The 2,079-nt window shown below is 50.0% G+C and carries 1 rRNA gene; it reads right to left on the reverse strand.

The features are described from left to right. Positions 1-2,079: ribosomal RNA gene (locus tag FTU90_RS15855) — 23S ribosomal RNA — on the reverse strand; the annotation flags it as partial.

The raw sequence follows: 2,079 nt of genomic DNA on the forward strand, positions 1-2,079 counted from the left end.
GGTTTCAAAGCCTCCCACCTATCCTACACAAGTAAGATCAAAGTTCAATGTCAAGCTGCAGTAAAGGTTCACGGGGTCTTTCCGTCTAGCCGCGGGTACACCGCATCTTCACGGCGAATTCGATTTCACTGAGTCTCTGCTGGAGACAGCGCCCCCATCATTATGCCATTCGTGCAGGTCGGAACTTACCCGACAAGGAATTTCGCTACCTTAGGACCGTTATAGTTACGGCCGCCGTTTACTGGGGCTTCGATCAAGAGCTTCGCTTACGCTAACCCCATCAATTAACCTTCCAGCACCGGGCAGGCATCACACCCTATACGTCCACTTTCGTGTTTGCAGAGTGCTATGTTTTTAATAAACAGTTGCAGGGGCCTGGTTTCTGTGGCTGCTCTCAGCTCAGGAAGCAAGTTCCATCACCAAAAGCAGCGTACCTTCTCCCGAAGTTACGGTACCATTTTGCCTAGTTCCTTCAGCAGAGTTCTCTCAAGCGCTTTGGTCTACTCGACCTGACCACCTGTGTCGGTTTCGGGTACGATTCCTGTGTAACTGAAGCTTAGAGACTTTTCCTGGAAGCATGGTATCAGCCACTTCACTGTACAAGTACAGCTTGCTATCAGTTCTCAGCATAGAGCACCCCGGATTTGCCTAAGATGCATGCCTACAACCTTTCACCTGGACAACCAACGCCAGGCTGACTTAACCTTCTCCGTCCTCTCATCGCATTACACAGAAGTATTGGAATATTAACCAATTTCCCATCGACTACGCCTCTCGGCCTCGCCTTAGGGGTCGACTCACCCAGCCCCGATTAACGTTGGACTGGAACCCTTGGTCTTTCAGCGTGCGAGTTTTTCACTCGCATTGTCGTTACTCACGTCAGCATTCGCACTTCTGATACCTCCAGCAGACTTCTCAATCCACCTTCATCGGCTTACAGAACGCTCCCCTACCACGCATAATAAATTATGCATCCGCAGCTTCGGCATATAGTTTTAGCCCCGTTACATCTTCCGCGCAGGCCGACTCGACTAGTGAGCTATTACGCTTTCTTTAAAGGGTGGCTGCTTCTAAGCCAACCTCCTAGCTGTCTATGCCTTCCCACATCGTTTCCCACTTAACTATAATTTTGGGGCCTTAGCTGGCGGTCTGGATTGTTTTCCTCTTGACTACGGACGTTAGCACCCGCAGTCTGTCTCCCGGATAGTACTCATTGGTATTCGGAGTTTGCATCGGTTTGGTAAGTCGGGATGACCCCCTAGCCGAAACAGTGCTCTACCCCCAATGGTATTCGTCCGAGGCGCTACCTAAATAGCTTTCGGGGAGAACCAGCTATCACCAAGTTTGATTAGCCTTTCACCCCTATCCACAAGTCATCCCCTGGCTTTTCAACGACAGTGGGTTCGGTCCTCCAGTTAGTGTTACCCAACCTTCAACCTGCTCATGGATAGATCACCTGGTTTCGGGTCTATACCCAGCAACTAATGCGCCCTATTAAGACTCGGTTTCCCTACGGCTCCCCTATTCGGTTAACCTTGCTACTGAATATAAGTCGCTGACCCATTATACAAAAGGTACGCAGTCACCGAACAAGTCGGCTCCCACTGCTTGTATGCATGCGGTTTCAGGATCTATTTCACTCCCCTCACAGGGGTTCTTTTCGCCTTTCCCTCACGGTACTGGTTCACTATCGGTCAGTCAGGAGTATTTAGCCTTGGAGGATGGTCCCCCCATATTCAGACAAGGTTTCACGTGCCTCGCCCTACTCGACATCATCATATAAGCCCTTTCGTGTACAGGACTATCACCGTCTACGGTCGCACTTCCCAGAGCGTTCCACTAGAACTTATATGACTTAATGGGCTCTTCCCCTTTCGCTCGCCGCTACTGAGGGAATCTCAATTGATTTCTTTTCCTAAGGGTACTGAGATGTTTCACTTCCCCTCGTTCGCCTTGCATGACTATGTATTCATCATGCAATACCTACCTTATGGTAAGTGGGTTTCCCCATTCAGACATCTCCGGATCACAGGATATTTGCCGCCTCCCCGGAGCTTTTCGCAGGCTATCACGTCTTTC

This window comes from Acinetobacter sp. YH12200 (assembly GCF_013418175.1).
Taxonomy (GTDB): domain Bacteria; phylum Pseudomonadota; class Gammaproteobacteria; order Pseudomonadales; family Moraxellaceae; genus Acinetobacter; species Acinetobacter pseudolwoffii.